This is a genomic window from Streptomyces sp. NPDC098781 (assembly GCF_044759995.1).
Lineage (GTDB): Bacteria > Actinomycetota > Actinomycetes > Streptomycetales > Streptomycetaceae > Streptomyces.
In genome coordinates, this window is record NZ_JBIWAK010000009.1 from 272,053 (window position 1) to 294,202 (window position 22,150).

Annotated in this window: 19 protein-coding genes; 10 read left to right on the forward strand and 9 right to left on the reverse strand. The window is 70.9% G+C overall.

What is annotated here, in order from left to right; translation table 11 throughout:
* On the reverse strand, positions 1 to 1,464 hold the full coding sequence (hemG, locus tag ACIQWG_RS32665; protein WP_404102234.1) for a protoporphyrinogen oxidase: 1,464 nt from the start codon (positions 1,462 to 1,464) through the stop codon (positions 1 to 3).
* 160 nt (positions 1,465 to 1,624) lie between these two features.
* Between hemG and ACIQWG_RS32670 the strand changes: the two genes are divergently transcribed.
* Positions 1,625 to 2,635 (forward strand): DUF4349 domain-containing protein, encoded by a 1,011-nt coding sequence (locus tag ACIQWG_RS32670; RefSeq protein WP_404102236.1) that lies wholly within the window; start codon positions 1,625 to 1,627, stop codon positions 2,633 to 2,635.
* Between the two features lie 27 nt (positions 2,636 to 2,662).
* The gene (locus tag ACIQWG_RS32675; protein WP_404102238.1) at positions 2,663 to 4,069 is read left to right on the forward strand and encodes an FAD-dependent oxidoreductase; all 1,407 of its coding nucleotides are present in this window, start codon (positions 2,663 to 2,665) and stop codon (positions 4,067 to 4,069) included.
* Between the two features lie 11 nt (positions 4,070 to 4,080).
* On the opposite strand, the gene ACIQWG_RS32680 is transcribed toward ACIQWG_RS32675, so the two are convergent.
* Positions 4,081 to 4,410 carry a hypothetical protein gene (locus ACIQWG_RS32680; RefSeq protein WP_404102240.1) on the reverse strand — a complete coding sequence of 110 codons (330 nt, stop codon included), beginning with the start codon at positions 4,408 to 4,410 and terminating at the stop codon, positions 4,081 to 4,083.
* A gap of 125 nt (positions 4,411 to 4,535) precedes the next feature.
* Between ACIQWG_RS32680 and ACIQWG_RS32685 the strand changes: the two genes are divergently transcribed.
* On the forward strand, positions 4,536 to 5,360 hold the full coding sequence (locus ACIQWG_RS32685; RefSeq protein ID WP_404102242.1) for a rhomboid family intramembrane serine protease: 825 nt from the start codon (positions 4,536 to 4,538) through the stop codon (positions 5,358 to 5,360).
* Between the two features lie 7 nt (positions 5,361 to 5,367).
* Here the strand turns inward: ACIQWG_RS32685 and hemE are convergent, their stop codons facing one another.
* A complete protein-coding gene (hemE, locus tag ACIQWG_RS32690; RefSeq protein WP_404102244.1) occupies positions 5,368 to 6,423 on the reverse strand; it encodes a uroporphyrinogen decarboxylase in 1,056 nt (351 codons plus the stop codon).
* Between the two features lie 146 nt (positions 6,424 to 6,569).
* On the opposite strand from hemE, the gene ACIQWG_RS32695 reads away from it, so the two are divergent.
* The 5 genes from ACIQWG_RS32695 (at position 6,570) to ACIQWG_RS32715 (ending at position 13,153) form a co-directional block, all read left to right on the forward strand.
* Positions 6,570 to 7,205, forward strand: coding sequence for a DUF3000 domain-containing protein (locus ACIQWG_RS32695; RefSeq protein ID WP_404102245.1), 636 nt, complete (start codon positions 6,570 to 6,572; stop codon positions 7,203 to 7,205).
* A 228-nt stretch (positions 7,206 to 7,433) separates the two neighbouring features.
* Complete coding sequence (locus ACIQWG_RS32700; RefSeq protein ID WP_003997051.1) at positions 7,434 to 8,096, forward strand: response regulator transcription factor; 663 nt, start codon at positions 7,434 to 7,436, stop codon at positions 8,094 to 8,096.
* Positions 8,097 to 8,283: 187 nt separating this feature from the next.
* Positions 8,284 to 9,564 carry an HRDC domain-containing protein gene (locus ACIQWG_RS32705; protein WP_404102247.1) on the forward strand — a complete coding sequence of 427 codons (1,281 nt, stop codon included), beginning with the start codon at positions 8,284 to 8,286 and terminating at the stop codon, positions 9,562 to 9,564.
* A gap of 242 nt (positions 9,565 to 9,806) precedes the next feature.
* Positions 9,807 to 11,027, forward strand: a complete 1,221-nt coding sequence (locus ACIQWG_RS32710) for a thiolase family protein (protein WP_404102249.1) — start codon at positions 9,807 to 9,809, stop codon at positions 11,025 to 11,027.
* Positions 11,024 to 13,153: a 3-hydroxyacyl-CoA dehydrogenase NAD-binding domain-containing protein gene (locus ACIQWG_RS32715; RefSeq protein ID WP_404102250.1), complete on the forward strand. Its 2,130-nt coding sequence runs from the start codon at positions 11,024 to 11,026 to the stop codon at positions 13,151 to 13,153. The genes ACIQWG_RS32710 and ACIQWG_RS32715 overlap by 4 nt, the downstream gene beginning before the upstream one ends.
* Positions 13,154 to 13,210: 57 nt before the next feature.
* Here the strand turns inward: ACIQWG_RS32715 and ACIQWG_RS32720 are convergent, their stop codons facing one another.
* Positions 13,211 to 13,597, reverse strand: coding sequence for a hypothetical protein (locus ACIQWG_RS32720; protein ID WP_404102252.1), 387 nt, complete (start codon positions 13,595 to 13,597; stop codon positions 13,211 to 13,213).
* A 52-nt stretch (positions 13,598 to 13,649) separates the two neighbouring features.
* On the reverse strand, positions 13,650 to 14,666 hold the full coding sequence (locus ACIQWG_RS32725; RefSeq protein ID WP_404102254.1) for a hypothetical protein: 1,017 nt from the start codon (positions 14,664 to 14,666) through the stop codon (positions 13,650 to 13,652).
* Positions 14,667 to 14,872: 206 nt separating this feature from the next.
* On the opposite strand from ACIQWG_RS32725, the gene ACIQWG_RS32730 reads away from it, so the two are divergent.
* Together ACIQWG_RS32730 and ACIQWG_RS32735 are read left to right on the forward strand one after the other, a co-directional pair.
* Positions 14,873 to 15,763 (forward strand): NAD(P)-dependent oxidoreductase, encoded by an 891-nt coding sequence (locus tag ACIQWG_RS32730; protein WP_404102256.1) that lies wholly within the window; start codon positions 14,873 to 14,875, stop codon positions 15,761 to 15,763.
* Positions 15,764 to 15,782: 19 nt separating this feature from the next.
* Positions 15,783 to 16,154 carry an NTP pyrophosphohydrolase gene (locus ACIQWG_RS32735; RefSeq protein WP_404102258.1) on the forward strand — a complete coding sequence of 124 codons (372 nt, stop codon included), beginning with the start codon at positions 15,783 to 15,785 and terminating at the stop codon, positions 16,152 to 16,154.
* Between the two features lie 37 nt (positions 16,155 to 16,191).
* On the opposite strand, the gene ACIQWG_RS32740 is transcribed toward ACIQWG_RS32735, so the two are convergent.
* The 4 genes from ACIQWG_RS32740 to ACIQWG_RS32755 form a co-directional block, all read right to left on the reverse strand.
* Positions 16,192 to 17,715 carry an amino acid permease gene (locus ACIQWG_RS32740; RefSeq protein WP_404102260.1) on the reverse strand — a complete coding sequence of 508 codons (1,524 nt, stop codon included), beginning with the start codon at positions 17,713 to 17,715 and terminating at the stop codon, positions 16,192 to 16,194.
* A gap of 145 nt (positions 17,716 to 17,860) precedes the next feature.
* On the reverse strand, positions 17,861 to 19,783 hold the full coding sequence (gene dxs / locus ACIQWG_RS32745) for a 1-deoxy-D-xylulose-5-phosphate synthase (RefSeq protein ID WP_404102262.1): 1,923 nt from the start codon (positions 19,781 to 19,783) through the stop codon (positions 17,861 to 17,863).
* A 230-nt stretch (positions 19,784 to 20,013) separates the two neighbouring features.
* Positions 20,014 to 21,306, reverse strand: a complete 1,293-nt coding sequence (locus tag ACIQWG_RS32750; RefSeq protein ID WP_404102263.1) for a sugar ABC transporter permease — start codon at positions 21,304 to 21,306, stop codon at positions 20,014 to 20,016.
* Positions 21,303 to 22,094 carry an ATP-binding cassette domain-containing protein gene (locus tag ACIQWG_RS32755; protein WP_404102265.1) on the reverse strand — a complete coding sequence of 264 codons (792 nt, stop codon included), beginning with the start codon at positions 22,092 to 22,094 and terminating at the stop codon, positions 21,303 to 21,305. Before ACIQWG_RS32755 ends, ACIQWG_RS32750 begins: the two co-directional genes overlap by 4 nt.
* Positions 22,095 to 22,150 lie beyond the last annotated feature (56 nt).

Consider the following 22,150-nt stretch of genomic DNA (forward strand, 5'->3'; position numbering starts at 1 on the left):
TTATTCTCCCGCTCCGCCGTGCAGACTCTGCACCGGGTTGGCGGTGAGCTCCTGCACACCGCGCGGATCGCCTTCGAGCTGGTCGACGGCGGCGTACGCGCTCGCGATGCACGCCGGGATGCCCACGCCGTCGTACTGCGCCCCGCACACCGCGAGACCCAGCACCTCGGCGACCTGTTCGCGCACGCGGGCCACGCGCGCGTGGTGGCCGACCGGGTACTGGGGCAGGCCGTCGGTCCAGCGGGTGACGCGGGTCTCCAGCGGGGTGGCGTCCAGGCCGGTCGCCGCCTTCAGGTCCCGGCGGGAGACCTCGATGAGGTGGTCGTCGTCGCGGCCCAGGATCTCCGTCTCGCCGTACCGCCCGACGGAGGTGCGCAGGACGAGCGTGTCCGGGTCCTCGTCGGCGATCCAGCCCCACTTGTGGGAGGCGAACGTCGACGCCTTGATGGTGCGCCCGTCGACCGGCGGCACCAGGAAGCCGCTGCCTTCTGGGAGGTCGGTGCCGGCCCGGCGGTAGGCGAGGGTGATCAGCGCCATGGAGGCGTACTCGACGCCGTCCAGCTCGGCGGCGGCCCCGGGGGCCTCGGCGCGCAGCAGGGCAGCGGCGGCCGGGGCCGGTACGGCGACGACGACCGCGTCGGCGCGCAGCACCCGGTCACCGGCGGCGACGCGCCAGCCGCCGGACGCCTCGCGGCGCAGCTCCGTCACCGGCGCCCCGGTCACGATCTCGCCGCCCCGCGCGCGCACCGACTGCGCGACGGCGAGCGGGAGTCGGCCCACCCCGCCCTCGATGCCCATGAACACCGGCCCGGTCTGCCGGTTGGCCACCGCCTTGGCCTGGATCTCGCGGACCGCTTCGGTGAGCGAGTCGTGGGTCTTCGCGGCCTGGTAGAGCTGCGGGACGGCCGAGCGCATCGAGATGCGGTACGCGTCGCCCGCGTAGACACCGCCGAGCAGGGGCTCGACCAGGCGGTCGACGACCTCGCGGCCGAGGCGTGCCGCCACGTACGCACCGACCGCCACGTCGTCCCCGACCTCGGTCCGGGGCAGGTCGGCGTCCCGCTCGATGCGGGCCAGGCCCTCGTCCGACAGCACACCGGACAGGGCGGCGGCGGTGCCGGGGACGCCCATGACATGGCCCTTGGGCATGGGGCGCAGGGCGCCGCGGGTCCAGATCGACGCGCTCGCGGTGGCGGGCGGCTGGAGGCGCTCGCCGAGGCCGACCTCGCGGGCGAGGGCGACCGCCTCGGGGCGGCGGGCCAGCATCGACTCGGCGCCGAGGTCCACGCGCACGCCCGCGATCTCGCCGGGCAGCAGCTTGCCGCCGACCCGGTCGGAGGCCTCCAGGACGGTCACGTCCCTGCCGACGGCCAGCAACCGGTGGGCGGCCGCCAGCCCGGCGATCCCGCCGCCGATGACGACGACATGGCCGCCCGTGCCCTTACGAGTCTCCACTTCGCGCATGTCCCCAGCCTCTCAGACCCCTCTGACAACGCCCTCGCGGCCGGTGTCCGGCACGAGTCCCGACCGTGACCGCATCGGGACCGTTTCCCGCCAACGTTCCGCGGGGCCGGGGCGTCGAAGTGACATCAGCCGTCACGACGACCCTCGGGGGTACGCCCACATGCGCACAGGACGATCAGCACGGTCCGAACGACCGGCACGATCCGTACGGCCTGCCCAGGCCCTGGCCGGCCTCCTGCTGGCCACCGCCCTCGCGCTGACCGGGTGCAGCGGCGCGGGCGACTCGGGGGGCGACAGCGGCAGCGCCGCCCGCGACGAGGCGGCACTCGCCAACCCCCAGGCGAGCTCGGGAGAGGGCGCCCCCGGCGGTGCCGCCGACCACAAGGCCGCCACGCCGGTCAAGGTCCCCGCGACCCACATCATCCGCACGGCCTCCCTGACCGTGCAGGTCAAGGACGTACCGAAGGCCCTCGACGAGGCCCGCACCGCCACCGAGGACGCGGGCGGCTACGTCGGCAACGAGACCACGACCCGCGACGGCGACGGCCACGAGCGCACCCGTGTCGTGCTGCGGGTGCCCGTCGACCGGTACGCCGAGGTCCTCACCGAACTGGAGGGCGCGGGCAAGCTGATCGAGCGGGACGCCAAGGCGCAGGACGTCACCGACCAGGTCGTGGACGTGGAGAGCCGCATCACGTCGCAGCGCGCCAGCGTGGCCCGGATACGCGAGCTGATGGACCGGGCGACCCAGCTGAGCGATGTGGTGACGCTGGAGGGCGAGTTGAGCAGCCGCCAGGCGAACCTGGAGGCGCTGCTGGCCCAGCAGGCGTCCCTGAAGGACCGCACCAGCCTCGCCACCATCACCCTCTCCCTGTCGGAGACGCCGGTGAAGCGGGCCGTGAAGGACGACGACCCCGGCTTCGTGGACGCGCTCGCGGGTGGCTGGAACGCGTTCGTCACGATGCTCCGCTGGATCGCCGTGGCGTTCGGCGCCGTGCTGCCGTTCGCCGTCGTGGCCGCGCTGATCGTGCTGCTGTGGCTGAAGGTCCTGCGCCCCCGGCTGCCCGGCCGCCCGGCGACCGCGACCGCCCCGGCGGGTCCGCTGCCGGCGGCCCACCCCGTGCCGCGGCCCGCGCGCGCGGAGGGCGAGCAGGGCGGCGAGCGGGACTGAAATGCCCGGCCCCCGTAGCGTGTTCACATGAACATGAGCGCGCAGAGCGGTGTGTCGGGTGAGCGGGAGCGGCTGGTCGTGATCGGTGGCGACGCCGCGGGAATGTCCGCGGCGTCGCAGGCACGGCGGCTCAGGGGCGCCGATCAGCTGGAGATCGTGGCGTTCGAGCGCGGCCACTTCACCTCCTACTCGGCCTGCGGCATCCCGTACTGGGTGGGCGGCCAGGTGCCCGAGCGCGACCGGCTGATCGCCCGTACGGCCGAGGAGCACCGGGCGCGGGACATCGATCTGCGCATGCGCACGGAGGTCACCGAGATCGACGTGGCCGGGGGCCGGGTACGCGCGCGTGACGTCGATTCCGGGGCCGAGTCCTGGACGTCGTACGACAAGCTCGTGATCGCGACCGGCGCCCGCCCGATCCGCCCCGACATGCCGGGAGCCGACGCCCCGGGCGTGCACGGCGTGCAGACCCTCGACGACGGCCAGGCCCTGATCGACACGCTGACCCGCACGCGCGGCCACCGCGCGGTGGTCGTCGGCGCCGGCTACATCGGCGTGGAGATGGCCGAGGCGCTGATCAACCGGGGCTATGAGGTGACGGTCGTCAACCGCGGCAGCGAGCCGATGTCGACGCTGGACCCCGACATGGGCCGCCTGGTGCACGAGGCGATGGAGGGTCTGGGCATCACCATGGTGAACGATGCCGAGGTCACCAAGATCCTCACGGGCGAGGACGGCCGGGTCCGCGCGGTGGCCACGCAGGACGCCGAGTACCCGGCGGACGTGGTGATCCTGGGCATCGGAGTCCGCCCGGAGACCGCGCTGGCGCGAGCGGCCGGCCTCCCGCTCGGCGACCACGGCGGCCTGCTGACCGATCTCGCCATGCGCGTACGCGGCCACGAGAACATCTGGGCCGGCGGCGACTGCGTCGAGGTCCTGGACGTGGTCTCCGGCCGCGAGCGTCATGTCCCGCTCGGCACCCACGCCAACAAGCACGGACAGGTCATCGGCTCCAACGTCGCCGGCGGCTACGCCACGTTCCCCGGCGTGGTCGGCACCGCCGTCAGCAAGGTCTGCGACCTGGAGATCGCCCGCACGGGCCTGCGCGAGAAGGACGCGCACAGGGCCGGTCTGCGGTACGTCACGGTCACGATCGAGTCCACGAGCCGCGCGGGCTACTACCCGAACACCTCCCTCATGACGGTCAAGATGCTCGCCGAACGCCGCACAGGACGGCTGCTGGGCGTACAGATCGTCGGTCGGGAGGGCGCGGGAAAGCGGGTGGACATCGCGGCGGTGGCGCTGACGGCCGGTATGACGGTGGAACAGATGACGTCCCTGGACCTGGGATACGCGCCCCCGTTCTCACCGGTGTGGGACCCGGTCCTGGTGGCGGCCCGCAAGGCGTCCAAGGCGGTGCACCAGGCCACTTGAGGGGCCGGTGACTAGGCGGACCCGTTGATCCTCTCGATGGCCTGCCGAGCCTGCTCGGCAGGCGGCCGCGACGGCAGCGAGGAAACGGACGCACTCACACTCGGCGGCATCGCGGCGGCGGGCTGCTCCCCCGCCGGCTTCGCATGCGCGGCGGACCGCGGGGAGCGCAGCCTGTGGCTCACCGCCTCGTCCAGCGTCACCGGCCGCTGCATCTGCGAAGCGAGCCGTCCGGCCTCCTGGCCCAGCCGGGCCACGTCCTCCCACGGCAGCCGCACCACCACGGCGATCTCGGCCTCGCCGTCGGGCAACGCGTGAATCGGAGGAGTAACTCGGTCGTTCATCGCCTGTTCCTCACGTAGACCCCGCGACCCGCCTTCCCCGTGCCGCGGGCGGTTGCCGAGACATACGCACGCGGCCACGGCCACGTTCACCGATTCGCCGCACGGATCCGGGGCAGAAACCTTTCGTGGTCATCCCCGTCCATGACGTGAACCCGGTGCGCCGCACCCCCTGGGTGACATACGCGCTGATCGCGGCGAACGTGCTCGTCTTCCTGTTCACGCCCGGCATAGCCGGCTCCGTGGCCGGCGAGAGCAACCTCGCCCAGCTGTGCCATCTGCACGCGTTCCTGGACCACTACGCGGCGGTGCCGAGGGAGTTGATCCACGACCAGCTCCCGGGCGTGGTCCCCACCGGCGAGGTGGCCGTCGGCCCGAACGGCCCCGGCTGTGTGATCGGCCCGCCCGGCTACGACAAGTCCCCGGCGCTGTCCGTCTTCACGGCGATGTTCCTGCACGGCGGCTGGCTGCACCTGCTGGGCAACATGCTCTTCCTGCTGATCTTCGGCAACAACATCGAGGACCGCATGGGACATGTGCGGTACTTCCTCTTCTACGTCGTCTGCGGCTACGCGGCGTCCTACGGCTTCGCGTACCTCAACGACGACTCCGCCGATCCGCTGATCGGCGCCTCCGGGGCCATCGCCGGCGTACTGGGCGCCTATCTCGTGCTGTATCCGAAGGCCAGGGTGTGGGTGCTGGTGCCGTTCCTGATCTTCCTGCCGCTCAGGCTGCCCGCCTGGATGGTGCTCGGATTCTGGTTCGTGCTCCAGGCGGTGTACTCGTCCGGCGAGGGCGTCTCGGAGGCGGGCACCGTGGCGTACGCGGCGCACATCGTCGGCTTCCTCGCCGGCATGCTGCTGGCCTGGCCGCTCAAGCCGGGGACGCCACCGCCACCGGAGCCGCGGGGCCTGCTGTTCGGCAGGCGGGCGCGGCCCCGCCAGACGTGGTGAGCGCTGCCTACCGAGCCGTCTGCGTGTGGACGTACTCGACGAGCCGGGTCAGGGCGTCCGGGTCGGTGGACGGCATCACGCCGTGGCCGAGGTTGAAGACATGGCCTTCGAGACCGGCCGCGGCGTCGAGCACCTCGCGGGTCTTGGTCTCCACCGCTTCGGGGGTGGCGAACAGGACGGTCGGGTCGAGGTTGCCCTGGAGCGCCTTGCCGGGGCCGACCCGGCGGGCCGCCTCGTCGAGCGGGACGCGCCAGTCGACGCCGACGACGTCCGCGCCGGCCTCACCCATGAGCCCCAGCAACTCGCCGGTGCCGACGCCGAAGTGGATGCGCGGGACGCCGTACCCGGCGACCGCGTCGAAGACCTTCGCGGAGGCCGGCATCACCGAGCGCCGGTAGTCGGCGGGGGCCAGGGCGCCCGCCCAGGAGTCGAAGAGCTGGACCGCGGAGGCGCCGGCCTCGATCTGCACCTTCAGGAAGGCCGCGGTGATGTCGGCCAGCCGGTCGAGCAGGTCGGCCCAGAGCTCCGGGTCGCCGTACATCATCGCCTTGGCGTTCTCGTACGTGCGCGACGGACCGCCCTCGACGAGGTAGCTCGCGAGGGTGAAAGGCGCGCCGGCGAATCCGATGAGCGGGGTGGCCCCGAGCTCGGCGGTGAGCAGGCCGATCGCCTCGGTGACGTACGAGACGTCCTCGGGGGTCAGGTCGCGCAACTGGGCCAGGTCGGCGCGGGTGCGGATCGGCTGCTCGACGACCGGGCCGACGCCGGGCTTGATGTCGAGGTCGATGCCGATGGCCTTGAGCGGGACGACGATGTCGCTGAAGTAGATCGCCGCGTCCACGTCGTGCCTGCGCACCGGCTGGAGCGTGATCTCGGTGACCAGCTCGGGCCGCATGCAGGAGTCGAGCATGGCGATGCCCTGGCGCACCTTGCGGTACTCCGGCAGTGAGCGCCCGGCCTGCCGCATGAACCACACCGGCGTGTGCGGCACGGGCTCGCGCCTGCACGCCTTGAGGAAGGCGGATTCGTACGTGGCTGACGGCGGCGTCTGGTTGGCACTCACGGGGGCAAGTCTCGCACGGTCCCGACGGGCCCCGTGCCGGGGTCGCCGTGTTGTCCGGGTGTCCCTCCCTGCGCGAAGCGCCCGTTCCCCTTAATCTTCCCGGCATGGCTGCGGCTCAGGGAAGACTGTCTGACGGTACTGGCGGAATGGACGACGCGAAGGAGGCCGGGGAGGGGGACCGGCATGCGCAGAGTACGGCTCCGGCGGCGTTCCGGGCCGCTGTCGAGGCGCTGCGCGCCGCCCGGCTGCGGCCGCAGATCGAGGTCGAGCAGACCAAGGCGCCCCAGCGCCTGGCCCCGTACGCGTACGCGCTGGAGGCGGCGGTCGTCGACGGCGGCCAGGATCTGGCCGACGGCCGTCTGGTGCTGCTGCACGACCCGGCGGGCCACGACGCCTGGCGGGGCGCGTTCCGGATGGTGACGCTGGTGCGCGCGGAGCTGGAGCCGGAGATGGCCGCGGATCCGCTGCTGCCGGAGGTGTGCTGGTCCTGGCTGACCGGCGCGTTCCAGGCGCGCGGGCTGTCGTACGGCGAACCCAGCGGCACCGTCACGCGTGCCAGTTCCCACTACTTCGGCGGTCTGTCCGAGCGTCCGGCGGCCTCGCAGATCGAGATCCGGGCCTCCTGGACCCCGCGTGAGGGGCTGGGCGGCGTCCCGGACACCGCGGCCCATCTGGCGTCCTGGTGCGATCTGCTGGCCCAGATCGCCGGGCTGCCGCCGGCGGGCCCGGGGGACGCGTCGGTGGTGACGCTGCCGCAGCGCCGCGACCCGCAGTCCCGTTGATCACCACTGCCCCCGGACGGCCACCTGCTTGACCGTCACTTTGTCGATACGGCCACTTTCGGTCAGGAACGAGACCTGATCGAAGCGAATCACTCGCCGAGCGATCGACCAGGTGTCTGAATTGCCCTGATTGTTACTCACTAAATCGTGATCTTTCCCTAAAGGGCCAGAGGTTTGGTGCCGAAGACGACTGTGACCTTGAAGTCGTCCCCGCACCCAGGAGGCCTGGTGTCCGTTCTCCTCGAGCAGCCCGCAAGCCTGGTCGCCTACCGCCCGAACAAGCCGACCGCCATGGTGGTCGTGGCCGATCCCCGCGTCCGCTCCACCGTCACCCGTCATCTGTGGGCGCTCGGTGTGCGCGACGTCATCGAGGCCTCGTCCATCGCGGAGGCTCGTCCCCGCATCGGCAACCCCCGCGACATCTGCGTCGCCGACGTCCACCTGCCCGACGGCTCCGGCCTCACCCTCCTGTCCGAGACCCGCGCGGCGGGGTGGCCCAACGGCCTCGCCCTGTCCGCGGCCGACGACATCGGCGCCGTGCGCAACGCCCTCGCCGGCGGAGTGAAGGGCTATGTCGTCACCGGCACCCGCACCAACGTCGGGCTCCCCACCCGGCCCGGTGCCGCTCCCATCGGCGCCGCCGCCGCCCGTATGCACCGTCGCCACCCGGGTGCCCCGAGCCACCCGGGCGGCTACCGCGAGCTGTCCGGTCGCGAGGTCGAGGTGCTGCGGCTGGTGGCGGAGGGCCAGTCGAACAAGGCGATCGGCGTATCGATGGGCTTGTCCGCCCTGACCGTCAAGAGCCACCTCGCCCGCATCGCCCGCAAGCTCGGCACCGGTGACCGCGCCGGTATGGTCGCCGTGGCCCTGCGGACCGGCATCATCCACTGACCCCGCCCGACCGCTTCCCCACTTGATCATTCACTGACGTGAACGGGATCGGCCGCTGGTCCCGCCCTCGTCCCACACCCCTCGTGAGCCGGATCCCTCACTTGACTGACTGGTTTACGACCCCCAGGCGCCCGCCGACGGAACGTTCCATCGGCGGGCGCCGTCCATACACAGATACCCTTGACATGTGACCGACGCCCAAGAAACCGCAGCAGACAGCTCACTGCGAACCACCGGAGGCGCCCCTCCGGAAGACGACGGATCTTCTGTTACGGAGGCGCCGATCCCTTTGCTCGAACCCCGTGAGGGCATTCCGCCCGTGATCGCCGACGAGGCCGCGCTCGCCGAGGTGATTTCCGCCTTCGCCGCGGGCTCGGGCCCCGTCGCCGTCGACGCCGAACGCGCGTCCGGCTACCGCTACGGCCAACGCGCCTATCTGGTGCAGCTGCGCCGCGCGGGCGCGGGGTCCGCGCTGATCGACCCCGTGGCCTGTCCCGATCTGTCCGGCCTCGGCGAGGCGCTGTCCGGAGTGGAGTGGGTGCTGCACGCCGCCACCCAGGACCTGCCCTGTCTGCGCGAGATAGGCATGGTGCCGACACGGCTGTTCGACACCGAGCTGGCCGGGCGGCTCGCCGGGTTCCCCAGAGTCGGCCTCGGCGCGATGGTCGAGGGCGTGCTCGGGTTCGTCCTGGAGAAGGGCCACTCGGCCGTCGACTGGTCGACCCGGCCGCTGCCCGAGCCCTGGCTGCGGTACGCCGCGCTGGACGTCGAGCTGCTCGTCGACCTGCGCGACGCGCTGGAGAAGGAGCTGGACCGGCAGGGGAAGCTGGAGTGGGCGCGGCAGGAGTTCGACGCGATCGCGACCGCGCCGCCCGCCGAGCCGCGCAAGGACCCCTGGCGGCGCACCTCCGGCATGCACAAGGTGCGCAGGCGCCGCCAGCTCGGTGTGGTCCGGGAGCTGTGGCAGACGCGGGACCGGATCGCGCAGAAACGGGACGTGTCGCCGGGCAAGGTGCTCAGTGACGCCGCCATCGTGGAGGCCGCGCTCGCGCTGCCGGCCAATGTGCACGCCCTGGCCGCGCTGAACGGGTTCGGACATCGGATGGGACGGCGGCAGCTGGAACAGTGGCAGGCCGCGGTGGATCGCGCGAAGGCCCTGACCGAGTCGCAGTTGCCGGCGCCGGGGCAGCCCGTCACGGGACCGCCGCCGCCGCGGGCGTGGGCCGACAAGGACCCGGCCGCCGCGGCCCGGCTCGCCGCGGCCCGGGCCGCCGTGTCCGCGCTGGCCGAGCAGCTCAACATGCCTCAGGAGAACCTGATCACTCCGGACACCGTGCGGCGGGTCTGCTGGGAGCCGCCGAAGGTCGCCGACGCCGAGTCGATCGCGGAGGCGCTGGCCGGTCACGGGGCCCGGGCCTGGCAGGTCGAGCAGGTCACGCCGGTGCTGGTCGCTGCTCTGTCCGCCTAGCAGCGGCCGGCCGAGGTCGTTCCCCGTGGGCGCCGGCGGGGCTCCTGAAGTGAAGCACCGAGGTCGAGATCACGCCAAGATCCTCTGACGGCATGGAGAGGACCTCTGGGGATGTGACCTTCGCCGCTCCCCCTTCCAGGACTGTGCAGCTACGTTACTCATAAGTAGCATGAGCCTGAGCGCGCGCTCAGCGCTTGCGCAGCGCAGCAGTGCAGATCCCGCACCTCTGGAGGAGAGCCATCGTGCCTCGTACCGTCAGGGACGTCGTCTTCGTCGACGGCGTCCGCACCCCGTTCGGCAAGGCGGGCCCGAAGGGCATCTACCACGAGACCCGTGCCGACGACCTTGTCGTCAAGGCGATCCGGGAGCTGCTGCGCCGCAACCCCGGTCTCGACCCGAAGAAGATCGACGAGGTCGCCATCGCCGCGACCACGCAGATCGGTGACCAGGGCCTCACCATCGGCCGCACGGCCGGCATCCTCGCGGGCCTCCCGCAGTCGGTGCCCGGCTACTCCATCGACCGTATGTGCGCCGGCGCCCTGACCGCAGTCACCTCGGTCGCCGGTTCGGTCGCCTTCGGTGCGTACGACATCGCCATCGCCGGTGGTGTCGAGCACATGGGCCGTCACCCCATGGGTGAGGGCGTGGACCCGAACCCGCGGTTCGTGAGCGAGAAGCTGGTCGACGAGTCCGCCCTCTTCATGGGTATGACCGCCGAGAACCTGCACGACCGGTACCCGACCATCACCAAGCAGCGCGCCGACGAGTACGCCGTGCGCTCGCAGGAGAAGGCCGCCAAGGCGTACGCCAACGGCAAGATCCAGCAGGACCTGGTGCCGATCTCGGTGCGCCGGACGAACGCCGAGGCCGGTGAGACGGGCTGGGGTCTGGTCACCGCCGACGAGCCGATGCGCCCGGGCACGACGATCGAGAACCTGACCGGTCTCAAGACGCCGTTCCGCGTCCACGGCCGCGTGACCGCGGGCAACGCCGCCGGTCTCAACGACGGTGCCACCGCCTCGCTCATCGCGTCCGAGGACTTCGCCCGCGAGAACGACCTCCCGGTGAAGATGCGTCTGGTCTCCTACTCCTTCGCGGGTGTGGAGCCGGAGGTCATGGGCTACGGCCCGATCCCGGCCACGGAGAAGGCCCTCGCCCAGGCCGGGCTGAGCATCTCCGACATCGGTCTGTTCGAGATCAACGAGGCCTTCGCCGTCCAGGTCCTGGCCTTCCTCGAGCACTACGGCATCGCCGACGACGACGCGCGCGTCAACCAGTACGGCGGCGCCATCGCCTACGGCCACCCGCTCGCCTCCTCCGGCGTCCGCCTGATGACGCAGCTGGCCCGCCAGTTCGAGGAGCAGCCGGAGGTCCGCTACGGCCTGACGACCATGTGCGTCGGCTTCGGCATGGGCGCGACGGTCATCTGGGAGAACCCGAACTTCGACGGAGGCAGCAAGTGAGCACCACCGCTGAGCTTTTGAAGGGTGCGGCCGAGCTGTTCCCCGACGAGGTCGTGACGTCCGCGCACGTACGCCACCTCGACCTGCCGTTCGGCGCCGGGCGCTTCGCGCTCATCACGCTGGACAACGGCTTCGACCACACCAAGCCGACCACCTTCGGCCCGCAGTCGCTGGCGAACCTCGACACCGCCATCGACCAGGTCGAGGCGGAGGCCGCGGCCGGCGACATCGTCGGCGTCGGCATCACCGGCAAGCCGTTCATCTTCGCCGTCGGCGCCGACCTCAAGGGCGTCGAGCTCCTCAAGGAGCACAAGGACGCGCTCGCCATCGGCAAGGGCGGCCACGAGGTCTTCAAGCGCCTCGCCGGTATCGCGGTCCCGACCTTCGCGTACTACAACGGCGCCGCGATGGGCGGTGGCGTCGAGGTCGGTCTGCACTGCAAGTACCGGACCGTCTCGGCGGCGCTCCCGGCGTTCTCGCTCCCCGAGGTCTTCCTCGGCCTGGTCCCCGGCTGGGGCGGCTGCACGATCCTGCCGAACCTGATCGGCGCCGAGAAGGCCGTCTCGGTGATCATCGAGAACAGCCTCAACCAGAACAAGCAGCTCAAGGGCTCGCAGGTCTACGAGCTCGGCATCGCCGACGCGATCTTCGAGGGTGCCGACTTCCTGGAGCAGTCGCTTCTGTGGACGGCGTCCGTCCTCAAGGGCGAGATCGTCGTCGAGCGTCCGGCGATCGACCGCGGTGAGGCCTGGGACCAGGCCGTCGCCAAGGGCCGCTTCATCGCCGACTCGAAGGTGCACGGCGCCGCTCCGGCCGCCTACCGCGCCCTCGACATCATCGCCGAGGCCAAGAACGGCGACCTCCAGCAGGGCTACGACGCCGAGGACAAGGCGCTCGCCGACCTGATCATGGGTGGTGAACTGCGCGCCGGTATCTACGCCTTCAACCTGGTGCAGAAGCGCGGCAAGCGCCCGGCCGGCGCGCCGGACAAGAACTTGGCGCGCCCGGTCACCAAGGTCGGCGTGGTCGGCGCGGGCCTGATGGCCTCGCAGCTGGCGCTGCTCTTCCTGCGCCGCCTGGAGGTCCCGGTCGTCCTCACGGACATCGACCAGGAGCGCGTCGACAAGGGTGTGGGCTACGTCCACGCCGAGATCGAGAAGCTGCTCGGCAAGGGCCGTATCAACCAGGACAAGGCCAACCGCCTCAAGGCCCTGGTCAGCGGTGTGCTGGACAAGGCCGAGGGCTTCGCGGACGCGGACTTCGTCATCGAGGCCGTGTTCGAGGAGATCGGTGTCAAGCAGCAGGTGTTCGCGGAGGTCGAGGCGGTCGCCCCGGCGCACGCGATCTTCGCCACGAACACCTCGTCCCTCTCGGTCTCCGAGATGGCGTCGAAGCTGAAGAACCCCGAGCGGGTCGTGGGCTTCCACTTCTTCAACCCGGTGGCCGTCCTCCCCCTCCTGGAGATCGTCCGCGGCGAGAAGACCGACGACGCCTCGCTGGCCACGGCCTTCGCCGTCGCCAAGAAGCTGAAGAAGACCGCGGTGCTGACGAAGGACGCCCCGGCGTTCGTCGTGAACCGCATCCTGACCCGCTTCATGGGCGAGATCCAGAACGTCATCGACGAGGGCACGCCGGTCGCGGTCGCCGAGAAGGCGATCGAGCCGCTCGGCCTTCCGATGTCCCCGCTGGTCCTGCTGGAGCTGGTCGGCCCGGCCATCGGCCTGCACGTCTCGGAGACCCTCAACCGGGCCTTCCCGGACCGCTTCACGGTCTCCCCGAACCTCGCGGCCGTCGTCAAGGCGGGCAAGCGCGGCTTCTACGTCTACGACAGCGGGAAGCCGGAGCTGGACCCGGAGGTCGCGGCGCTGCTGAAGCAGGGCGATGTGGCCCTCACCGAGGAGCAGGTCCGCGACCGTGTCCTGGACGCGGTGGCCCAGGAGATCGGCCTGATGCTCGACGAGGGCGTCGTCGCCGAGGCCCAGGACATCGACCTCTGCCTGATCACGGGCGCCGGCTGGCCCTTCCACCTGGGCGGCATCACGCCGTACCTGGACAGCGAGGGTGTCTCGGAGCGCGTGAACGGCAAGAAGTTCCTGGCGCCGGGAGTGGCCAGCGTCCCCGCGTAGGCGTTACGCGCTGAACGGCGGTGCCCCGCATGCCTGTTGGTGTGCGGGGCACCGCCGTCATCGGTCGGCGGCCGGGCGTCGGTCCTCGACATGGGCGATCTGGAGCTGTGTGCCGTCCTGATGGCGTTTGCCGCGACCGTGGATGCCGATGGTCAGGTGCGACGGATCGACGGGCTCGTCGGGGGCGACGTAGGTGACGACGTCCGGGTGATGGCCGGTGACCAGCCAGCCCAGGTCGTCCTTGAGCGTGAGCACGTTGAAGTCACCGGCGGACGAGCCCACCCGTACCGGGCCGAACTCGCCGAGAATCCCCGACGCCTGTCCCGCGAGGTCCCCCGCGGGCTCCTTCAGCACCACGCACGTCCCGTGCTCGAAGAGCACCCAAGAGGTCCCGGAGGGCGCCAGGATCCGCCGCCAGACCTCGACCAGGCTTTCCGTGTCCATGACGGTCATCCTGGCGCAGGGGTGCCGGAACTGTCCTGCCGATTACGAGCGCTCAGACCTCCCGCCATGCCTCCAGCGCCAGCCCCGGCTCCTCCTTGCGTCGCGTGACCAGCAGTTGCCCGGTCGACGGGGAGAGCGCGGCCGCGACCACTCGCTGGTCCTCGTCCAGGGCGAGCGCGACCGTCGCGTCCAGTGGCAGTTGCGGGCCCGACTCGGTCCACCAGGCGCCCGCCGACTCCTGCTCCGTCGGGTACGCGGCGAAGGCGACGCGGCCGCTCGCCGAGCGCTGGGCGAGCAAGGTGCAGTCGTGGCCGTCGAGTTCGCAGCGGATCGCCGTGACCGGGCCGGGGCCGGCGGAGGTCAGCAGGGTCACCGGCTTGGTGCCGGGGCGCCAGGCGCACAGGTCGCCGGAGTCGTCGGCGTAGAAGAGGGTGGTGTGCTCGGCGGAGGTGGCCAGGGCGTGCAGGGTGCCCGCGCGGACGGGCGTCTCCATCGCCTCCTCCAGGACCGGGACGCTGCCCGGCTTCTCCTGCTGCCAGTGCAGCAGGGCGCCGGGGACGGCCGCGTAGAGCTCGACGCGGCCCGACTCCCCCGTCACCGCGGCCAGTCGGTCGTCGACCTCGGCCCCCTTGAGGTCGCGCCACGGGCCCCAGCCGCCCACCTCCTTCTGGCCGCGCATGCTGACACCGCCCACCCGGTTGCGGACGAAGACATGGGCCCGGCCCTGCGCGTCCACCGTGACGGCGGGCGTACCGGTGCGGTCGCCGGTCTTGTCCGGGTGGCCGATGGACATCCAGTCCAGCGGGGCCAGACGCGGCCGGAAGTGCGTGGAGTGCACCAGACCCGCCTCGCCCTCCCTGGTCGGGCGCCAGGCGGCCAGATGGGCGTAGTCGTCGGCGCCCTGGCCGACCGCGGGGCCGGGGCGCAGCTTTTGGTCGCCGCCGACCTTGCGCGGGGGTTCCCAGGGGCCGCCGGGTCCGAGTTCCGCCCGGCACAGGACGGCGTCCTCGGTCGGCAGATAGACGCTGAGGCGGCCGTCACGGCCGCGGATGAGCCAGTCGCCGTTCACCGGATCACCATATGCGGGGCGCACCTGTCCTCGTGGCCCACCCCCGCTTCTTGACGCACGGCAGGGGAATGCCGGGGATATGGGCCCCATTTCACCGTTTTCCGTCCCGCCGGGTTCGGGCATGCCGAAACCCACGCACGCGTGACAGCATGATCTCGGCCAAACCCGGACCAACAACCTCCGCACGAGAACAGGAAGTCGACGTCATGACCGACAAGCTCACCGTGAGCGTCCTGGGCACCGGCATCATGGGCGCCGCGATGGCCCGCAACCTGGTGAAGGCCGGACACGCCGTCCGCGCCTGGAACCGCACCCGGGCCAAGGCCGAGCCGCTGGCCGCCGACGGCGCCTTCGTGGCCGACACGCCCGCCGAGGCGGTCCGGGGCGCCGATGTCGTCCTGACCATGCTGTACGACGGTCCGGCGACCCTGGACGTGATGGGTGAGGCGGCGCCCGCGCTGGGCTCCGGTGCCCTCTGGGTGCAGTCGACGACCGCGGGCATCGACTCCATCGCCGACCTGGCCGCCTTCGCCGACGAGTACGGCCTCGTCTTCTACGACGCCCCCGTGCTGGGCACCCGGCAGCCGGCCGAGGCAGGTCAGCTGACCGTGCTGGCGGCGGGGCCGGTCGAGGGCCGTCAGACGGTGACGCCGGTGTTCGACGCCGTCGGCGCCCGCACGGTGTGGACCGGCGAGGACGGCGCGGCGGGCAGCGCGACCCGCCTGAAGCTGGTCGCCAACAGCTGGGTGCTCGCGGTGACGAACGCGGTGGGTGAGGTGCTGGCGCTGTCCAAGGCCCTCGAGGTCGACCCGCAGCGGTTCTTCGAGGTGATCGACGGCGGACCGCTCGACATGGGCTACCTGCGGGCCAAAGCGGAACTGGTCCTGAAGGGCGGACTGTCACCGGCCGCCTTCGCCGTCGGCACGGCAGCGAAGGACGCACGGCTCATCGTCGCGGCCGGCGAACGCCACGGCGTCCGCCTCGACGTCGCCGAAGCCGGCGCAGAACGCTTCGAACGCGCCGCCCGACTCGGACACGGCGACGAGGACATGGCGGCGGCGTACTTCGCGAGCTTCTCCGAAGGGGACGCCGGCTGAGGCGTGCGACCCTTGCCGCATGAACGATGACGTCCCTCTGCTCGTGATCGTCGACGCCGCGAATGTGGTCGGGTCGGTGCCCGACGGGTGGTGGCGGGACCGGCGGGGGGCCGCGGAGCGGCTGCGGGACCGCTTGGCGGCGGACGGGGTGCCGGGGCACCTGGGGCCCGTGGAACTGGTGCTCGTGGTGGAGGGGGCCGCCCGGGGCGTGGAGAGCGTGCCGGGGGTGCGGGTGGAGTCCGCCGCCGGGAGCGGGGACGACCACATGGTCGAGCTGGTCGCCGGGGCCGGCGGGCGGCGGTGTCTGGTGGTGACCGCCGACCGGGAACTGCGTCGGCGCGTGACGGAGTTGGGGGCCGACGTGGCGGGGCCGCGTACGGTCCGGCCGTAGCCGGCTGCCGTACGCGGCCCCGGGCCGTCGGATCGGGCTACGCGGTCGCTCCGCCGTCGCCCTTCTCGACCTCGGCCTCGGTCGTCTCCTCGTGCCGGCCGAGGCGGCTGTGGGAGCGGCCGTAGAGGAAGTACACGACGAAGCCCACGGCCATCCAGATGGCGAAGCGGACCCAGGTCTCGGCGGGCAGGTTGATCATCAGCCACAGCGAGGCGCAGACCGACAGGATCGGGATGAACGGCACCCACGGGGTGCGGAAGGCCCGGTGCAGGTCGGGGCGGGTCTTGCGGAGGATGATCACGCCGATCGCCACGACCACGAAGGCGAACAGTGTGCCGATGTTCACCAGGGCGGCGAGTTCGGTCAGCGGGGTGAAGCCGGCCAGGACCGCGATGATCACGCCGAGCAGGATGGTCGGCCGGTGCGGGGTCTTGAACCGCGGGTGGACGTGGGAGAAGAAGCGCGGCAGCAGTCCGTCGCGGCTCATCGCGAAGAACACGCGGGTCTGACCGAGGAGCAGGATCATGCAGACCGTCGTCAGGCCGACCGCGGCGCCGAAGCTGATGAAGCCCGAGAACCAGGGATGCCCGGTGTCCTTGAAGGCGTCGGCGAGCGGGGCGTCCACGGACAGCTTGGTGTAGTGCTGCATGCCCGTGACGACGATCGATACGGCGACGTACAGCGTCGTGCAGATGACCAGCGAACCGATGATGCCGCGGGGCATGTCCCGCTGCGGGTTCTTGGTCTCCTCGGCGGCCGTCGCGACGACGTCGAAGCCGATGAAGGCGAAGAACACGACCGAGGCGGCGGTGAAGATGCCCATCACGCCGTAGTTGGAGGGCGCCCAGCCGAACATCAGCTGGATCAGCGGGGCGTCGAGACTGCTGCCGGCGTCGACCGTCTGGCTCTTCGGGATGAACGGGTCGTAGTTGTCGCCGTCGATCAGGAAGGCGCCGGCGATGATCACGGTCAGGACGACGGCCAGCTTGATGGCGACGACCAGGGAGGTGATCCGCGCGGACAGCTTCATGCCGAGTACGAGGATGAAGGTGAGGATGAGGACCAGCGCGGCGGCCAGGATGTCGAAGCCGAAGGCGTCGGCACCCTCCCGACTGCCCAGGGCGTCAGGCATGGTCCAGCCCGCGTTGTCCATGAGCGACTGGATGTAGCCGGACCAGCCGACCGCCACCACCGCCGTACCGAGCGCGAACTCCAGGACCAGGTCCCAGCCGATGATCCAGGCGGGCAGTTCGCCGAGGGAGGCGTACGAGAAGGTGTACGCGGACCCGGCGACCGGGACCGTGGACGCGAACTCGGCGTAGCAGAGGGCGGCCAGCGCGCAGACGACGCCGGACACCACGAACGCCAGGGCCACCGCGGGCCCGGCGTTGTCCTTCGCGACGGTGCCGGTCAGCACGAAGATGCCGGTGCCGATGATGACGCCGACGCCGAAGACGGTCAGATCCAGCGCGGACAAGGACTTCTTGAGCGCGTGCTCTGGCTCCTCGGTATCGAGGATGGACTGCTCGACTCTCTTCGTCCGGAAGAGTGTGCTGCTCACGGTCTTACCTCCCACGCTTGTCGTCCTCGACATGATCGAGAGGGGGCGTGATACGCCTGCCCCGGCGTGGCTTGATTCACACAGATGGGCCGGTTTCACCACCCTTGATGGTGGTGAAACCGGCCCATCCGGCCGTCTGCGGGGGTCAGTCGCGCGCGGGCTCCACCGAGTCGACCTCGGCACGGTCGAACCGGCCGTCCAGCTTGGAGACCAGACCGGTGACCTGACGGGCGATGTCGGGCGCGGTCAGCCCGATCTCGGCCAGAACCTCGGCGCGGGAGGCGTGGTCCAGGAAGCGCGGCGGGATGCCGAAGTCACGCAGCGGGACGTCGACGCCCGCGTCGCGCAGGGCCTGGGCGACCGCCGATCCGACGCCGCCGACACGGGAGTTGTCCTCGACGGTGACGACCACGCGGTGCCGCTCGGCGAGCGGGGCCATGGCCTCGTCGACGGGCTTGACCCAGCGCGGGTCGACAACGGTGGTGGAAATGCCCTGCTTGTCCAGCAGGCCGGCGATCTCCAGGCACATGGGAGCCAGGGCACCCACGGAGACCAGCAGCACGTCCGGCGTGTCCGTACCCGGCTCGCGCAGGACGTCCATGCCGCCCACCCGGCCCACGGCGGGTACGGCGGGGCCGACGGCGCCCTTGGAGAAGCGGACGACGGTCGGGGCGTCCTTGACCTGGACGGCCTCGCGCAACTGCGCGCGCACCTGGTCGGCGTCGCGCGGGGCGGCGAGCCTGAGGCCGGGGACGACCTGGAGGATCGACATGTCCCACATGCCGTTGTGCGAGGCGCCGTCGGTGCCGGTGACGCCGGCCCGGTCGAGCACGAAGGTGACGCCGCACTTGTGCAGGGCCACGTCCATGAGGACCTGGTCGAAGGCGCGGTTGAGGAAGGTGGCGTAGACGGCGAAGACGGGGTGCAGACCACCCGTTGCGAGGCCCGCCGCGGACACGGCGCCGTGCTGCTCGGCGATGCCGACGTCGTAGATGCGGTCCGGGAAGGTGTCCGCGAACTTCTTCAGGCCGACCGGCTGGAGCATCGCCGCCGTGATGGCCACGATGTCGTCGCGCTCCCGGCCGAGCTCGACCATCTCGTCGCCGAAGACCGAGGTCCAGTCGGCGCCCGAGGCCTTGATGGGAAGGCCGGTGTCGGGGTGGATCGGGCCGATGCCGTGGAAGCGGTCGGCCTCGTCCTGGAGGGCGGGCTGGTAGCCGCGGCCCTTCTCGGTGAGGCAGTGCACGATGACCGGGCCGCCGAAGCGCTTGGCGCGGGCGAGCGCGGACTCCAGGGCCACGATGTCGTGTCCGTCGATCGGGCCGACGTACTTGAGGCCGAGGTCCTCGAACATGCCCTGCGGCGCGATGAAGTCCTTCAGGCCCTTCTTGGCGCCGTGCAGGGTCTCGTAGAGCGGCTTGCCGACGACCGGGGTGCGGTCGAGGATCTCCTTGGTGCGGGTGAGGAAGCGCTCGTATCCGTCGGTGGTGCGCAGCGTCGCCAGGTGGTTCGCGAGGCCGCCGATGGTGGGCGCGTACGACCGCTCGTTGTCGTTGACGACGATGACCAGGGGGCGGTCCTTGGCCTCGGCGATGTTGTTCAGCGCCTCCCAGGCCATGCCGCCGGTCAGCGCGCCGTCACCGATGACCGCCACGACATGGTCGTCGCGTTTGCGCAGCTGGTTGGCCTTCGCGAGGCCGTCGGCCCAGCCGAGGACGGTCGAGGCGTGCGAGTTCTCGATGACGTCGTGCTCGGACTCGGCCTGCGAGGGGTAGCCCGACAGGCCGCCCTTCTTCTTCAGCTTGCTGAAGTCCTGGCGGCCGGTGAGCAGCTTGTGGACGTAGGACTGGTGGCCCGTGTCCCAGAGCACCTTGTCCTTCGGCGAGTCGAAGACCCGGTGCAGGGCGATGGTCAGCTCCACCACACCGAGGTTGGGGCCGAGGTGGCCGCCGGTCTTGGAAACCGCCTCGACGAGAAACGTCCGGATCTCCTCGGCCAGCTGGTCCAGCTGCTCAGGGCTGAGCCGGTCCAGATCGCGCGGTCCCGTGATGCGGGTCAGCAGCGGCACCCGTGCCTCCTTGCAGTAGAGCTGTCGAGCTGTTGCCGGGCTTGTCGAGTCTAATGTTCCGCTCGGGCGGAAGGTTCCCGGCCCCGGGGACGTACATCACGCATTCGGCTCTACCCAGTGACGCCCCGTGCTACAACGCGGCAAAGGGACGCGGGGAACTGCGCGACCGGCCCACCAGGACCGGCACCCGCCAGTTCACCCGCGCCCCTACGGCGCTACTGCGTCCCGCGCTACGCGCGACCCGCGGTCTTCTGCGTCTTCCGGGTGATCGAGTCGATCACGACGGTCGTGAGCAGAACACCAGCGGTGATCATGTACTTCACCGGCTCGGCGATCGACTCCAGCTGGAGCCCGTACTGGATCGACACGATCACCAGCACACCGAGCAGCGCGTTCCAGGTACGTCCACGTCCACCGAACAGCGACGTACCACCGATGACGGCCGCCGCGATGGCGTTCATCAGCAGGTCACCGGTACCGGCGCTCTGGTTGGCCGACGCGATCTTCGAGGCCAGGAAGAGACCGCCGATGGCGGCGAAGCCACCGGAGATGGCGAACACGGAGATCCGCACCGCGGTGACGTTGATGCCCGCACGACGCGAGGCCTCGACGCTGCCGCCGAGGGCGAAGATCTTGCGGCCGTACGAGGTACGCCGCAGCACGAAGTCCGTGGCGACCAGGAACACCAGGAAGATCACCGTGGCCAGCGGCAGGCCCTTGTACTGGTTGTACATGACCGCCGCGGCGAAGGAGACGACACCCAGCAGCACCGTGCGCAGGATGGTGTCGCTCATCGGCCGGAACGGGATGCCCGCGGCCTCACGGCGGCGGTTGCCCAGGAACGAGGTGATGAAGAACACCGCGGTCACCACGGCCGCCAGGCCGTACGCGGCCGCCACGTCCGTGAAGAAGTACGTCGTCAGCTTGCCGATCAGGCCGTCGCTGTCGAGGTTGATCGTGCCGTTCTCGCCCAGCGTCTGAAGCATGAAGCCGAGCCAGAACAGCAGACCGGCCAGTGTGACGGCGAACGCCGGAGCGCCGAGCACCGCGAAGAAGAAGCCGTGTGCCGCGCCGATGACGGCGCCCGCCGCCACGGCGATGAGCACGGCCGCCCACTCGGGCCAGCCCTGGTTCACCGCGAGGACGGCCGCGATGGCGCTGGACGCGCCACTGACCGAGCCGACGGACAGGTCGATCTCGCCGAGCAGCAGCACGAAGACGATGCCGACGGAGATCATGCCCGTGCCGACCATCGTGACGGTGATGTCACTGATGTTCTGCGCGGACAGGAAGGCGGAGTTCAGGCTCTGGAAGATGACGCAGATGGCGACCAGGCCGAGGATGACCGGCAGGGAGCCGAGCTCACCGGCCTTCAGCTTGCGCCGGAACTCGGTGACGTAGCCGGCCAGGCCCTGCTCCTGCACCAGCAGGCGGGGGTCGACCGCGGTGACCGCGGCCGAGGCGGCCTCGGTGTTCAGCACCTCGTGGTCCTGCGCCGTCGCGGAGGTCTTGTCGATGCTCACTGGGAAGCCTCCCCGTTCGTGCGCGCCGCACGGCGGGTCACGGCGTTCTCGGTGGCGCCGGTGATGGCGGAGATGATCTCCTCCTGCGAGGTCGTCTTGACCTCGAAGACGCCGTTGTTGCGGCCGAGGCGCAGTACCGCGACCTTGTCCGCGACGGCCTTCACGTCGGCCATGTTGTGGCTGATGAGGATCACGGCGTGGCCGCGTTCGCGCAGTCGCTCGACGAGGTCGAGGACCTGGGCGGTCTGCTCGACGCCGAGGGCGGCGGTGGGCTCGTCGAGGATGACCAGCTTGGGCTCGCCGAGCATGGAGCGGGCGATGGCCACGGTCTGGCGCTGACCGCCGGAGAGCGAGGCGATCGGGATACGCACGCTGGGGATGCGGATCGACAGGGTCTGGAGCAGCTCGCGCGAGCGGCGCTCCATCTCGACCTCGTCGAGGACGCCGCGCTTCTTCAGCTCGCGGCCCAGGAAGAGGTTGCCGACGACGTCGATGTTGTCGCACAGCGCGAGGTCCTGGTACACCGTCGCGATGCCCAGGCTCTGTGCGTCGTGCGGCCGGTTGATCGAGACGGACTTGCCGTCCCATTCGATGACGCCCTCATCGATGGGGTGCACGCCGGCGATCGTCTTGACCAGCGTGGACTTTCCGGCGCCGTTGTCGCCCACCAGGGCGACCACTTCACCGGCGTGGACCTCAAGCTCTACGTCGGTGAGCGCCTGAACGGCACCGAACCGCTTGGAGACCCCGCGCAACGCCAGCACGGGCGTAGCGGACACGTGAACCATCTCCTTCGCCGCCTGACCCGGCGGAAGGGTTGTGCAGAGAAAAGTTGGGGGGTTCC